The organism is Bradyrhizobium sp. LeoA1Lang (assembly GCF_055413685.1).
Map to the genome: position 1 here is coordinate 1 of NZ_JBVAPG010000364.1, position 2,369 is coordinate 2,369.

The 2,369-nt window shown below is 58.3% G+C and carries 5 protein-coding genes and 1 pseudogene; 5 read left to right on the forward strand and 1 reads right to left on the reverse strand.

All coding sequences use genetic code 11. The features are described from left to right. Together ACZYOF_RS43430 and ACZYOF_RS43435 are read left to right on the forward strand one after the other, a co-directional pair. Nucleotides 1-188 (forward strand): annotated as a pseudogene (locus ACZYOF_RS43430) (ATP-binding protein); the annotation flags it as partial. A gap of 289 nt (nucleotides 189-477) precedes the next feature. Continuing rightward, nucleotides 478-681, forward strand: a complete 204-nt coding sequence (locus tag ACZYOF_RS43435) for a cold-shock protein (protein WP_130583952.1) — start codon at nucleotides 478-480, stop codon at nucleotides 679-681. Nucleotides 682-700: 19 nt separating this feature from the next. On the opposite strand, the gene ACZYOF_RS43440 is transcribed toward ACZYOF_RS43435, so the two are convergent. Then, nucleotides 701-1,216 carry an Arc family DNA-binding protein gene (locus tag ACZYOF_RS43440; protein ID WP_394568079.1) on the reverse strand — a complete coding sequence of 172 codons (516 nt, stop codon included), beginning with the start codon at nucleotides 1,214-1,216 and terminating at the stop codon, nucleotides 701-703. 18 nt (nucleotides 1,217-1,234) lie between these two features. Between ACZYOF_RS43440 and ACZYOF_RS43445 the strand changes: the two genes are divergently transcribed. The 3 genes from ACZYOF_RS43445 to ACZYOF_RS43455 are packed head-to-tail and all read left to right on the forward strand — an operon-like array spanning nucleotide 1,235 to nucleotide 2,266. Continuing rightward, entirely contained in the window at nucleotides 1,235-1,420 is a 186-nt protein-coding gene (locus tag ACZYOF_RS43445; protein WP_130583954.1) for a hypothetical protein, read from the forward strand. A 38-nt stretch (nucleotides 1,421-1,458) separates the two neighbouring features. Next, on the forward strand, nucleotides 1,459-1,974 hold the full coding sequence (locus ACZYOF_RS43450; protein WP_394570372.1) for a hypothetical protein: 516 nt from the start codon (nucleotides 1,459-1,461) through the stop codon (nucleotides 1,972-1,974). A gap of 1 nt (nucleotide 1,975) precedes the next feature. Further along, a complete protein-coding gene (locus tag ACZYOF_RS43455; RefSeq protein ID WP_394570373.1) occupies nucleotides 1,976-2,266 on the forward strand; it encodes a hypothetical protein in 291 nt (96 codons plus the stop codon). Nucleotides 2,267-2,369 lie beyond the last annotated feature (103 nt).

Consider the following 2,369-nt stretch of genomic DNA (forward strand, 5'->3'; position numbering starts at 1 on the left):
TCTGGAATCGACAAGGATCACATCAGCCATATCTTCGAGCCGTTCTTTACTACTAAGCGGGTTGGCGAGGGCACGGGGCTCGCCTTTGGATCAGCTATGGCATCGTGCGCGAACACGGAGGCGAGCTTCTTGCATCGAACGAGCCGGTAGGCGGCGCGACCTTCTCTTTTGCGCTGTTGGCAGCATAGGCGGTCGACGCTGACCGGCCCAGGGGACAAATCCGGACCGAGCTGCCTTTGGGCACTACACACGGATCCTGTGTGCGATCATTCAACGTTGCTACAAATGGACTGTTCCGCGTGGCGTCACTGGCTGTACCGAGGGGCTAGAGGAACTTCGTTCTGAGCCAAGAAAACCAGCTCAACCGGGGAATGGACCGAACTGCAAAGGGGCGGGGGTGCAGGTGGGGTTTTTCTTGCCGCGGACCATCCGGCCACCATAGAATACCCCCCTTGTTCAAAAACGGAGTGTGCCGACGTGGCGACAGGTATTGTGAAGTGGTTCAATGCAACAAAGGGGTATGGGTTCATTCAACCCGACAAAGGCGGCAAGGACATCTTCGTTCACATCTCGGCCGTAGAAAAAGCGGGGCTAAGCGGTCTCAATGAGGGGACCAAGGTGAGCTACGAAGAAATGACCAACAGGGGCAAGACGTCCGCTGAAAATCTAAGGGTGGGATGAGGAAAAGTCGAAACCCGGCCTAACCGCCGGGATTTTTCTTGTTTGCGGGACCATATCCGCGCTCATCAAGGTAAGCGCGCACGATCTTGCGGATCGCTTCCGCCCGGCTCAGGTTGAAACCATGGTCGCGCTGATCGGATATGAAGGCATCGAGATCAACATCTCGAACGTCGAACAAGAGATTCTCCAGTCCGATCACGCCGGCCTGGAGTCGTTTCGACATTTGGATCAGGCCCTCCTCGCTGAGCTTGATTTCCTCCTTCAGCTCGGCGAGCTCGCTTTTGACTGTGCTCTCATCGGGCTCGCCGTCGCGCATGATGTGGATTGTCAGCGCGGTGACAACCTCGGCGTTCATCGACTTGCCGCGACGCGAGGCCATGTCGGCGAGGTGCTTCCGCATTCCCTCCGGTAGTCGGACAATGATCTTGTCAGATTCCCGATTGGTGGAAGTATCGGTTCGCTTTTTTACTCTCGCTGCCATAGTTCCCCAGTGAGTGATATGGCACTGGGGTATATACCAGTTTAAGGAACGCATCCAGAGAGATCATTCGACATGCCCCGCCGTCCAGCCAACGTGAATCAGGCCGACGTGCAGCGGATCATCCGCGCATGCCAGCGAGAGAAGGTGCCCTTCCGTGTCACGCTGCAGCCGAACGGAGCTGCGGTGTTTGAGGCCCCGGCCGGTCAGGGCGAAGCATCGCCGGCCGAGACATCTGAGGACGTTCGGAAGCTGTTGTGACAAAGCCACCCCGATCCGCCCTGCCTCTGCCTAGGTATGTGGAGCGCAAGCCGCTCAGGAGCGGCGGGTGGGGTTATTTCTTCCACGTGCCATCGTGGGCCAAGAAGGCGGGCTGCACGGTGCAGAGCGAAGCGCTTGGTGCAGACTATGCTGCGGCGGTCTCTCGATGTGAGACCATCCTATTGCCCACCTTCGATGCATGGCGAACCGGCAGCGCGAGCATCTCTCCTACAACGTCGCAAGCCGCGGCCGCACCTGGAACACTCGATTGGGTGTTTGCGGAATACCGTTCCGACCGTCGCTACACCAAGCTCGACCCAAAGCGCAATCACGAAGTAGGATTCAAGCTGGTCGGCGGCTACATTCTGAAGGATGGCAAGCCTCTTGGCGAGAAACGCTTGACTGCGATCGATACAGCCCTAGCCGACGATCTCTATGAGAAGCTGCTGGTCCTCAAGGTCGCCAAGGATGGCGTGGTTGTTGAGCGGGAGCGTCGCACCACAGTCAATCTGCGGTCGCGCTTGGAACATCTGCGCGCGACGCAATCCTGGTAAGGTGCCGCTGGTCAATCCGTTCGCCAAGATGGGTCTGCAGGGCTCAAGCCGCGAGTCACCGACCGCGACCTATGAGGAGCTGGTCACGTTCCGCGCCAAGGCGGTGGAGCTTGGCCTGTCATCGCTGGCGACTGCTGCCCTGATCGCATGGGAATGGCTGCAGCGAGAGACCGACATATTCGCGACGTTCGACGTCTCTCACTATCGACCGAAAGAGCACCCCAACATGGTGCGCGTGATCGATGAAAAGACGCGCGCGGAAAGCTGGGGAGCTATGCGGAATTTTGGGTGATGAGGTGATCAGGCGGCGTGGTTTGCCGGCATTTGGATGACCTCGATGCCGTCGTTGAATCTGACACCTGCGATGACCTTCGGCAACTGATTTGTGCCTTTGA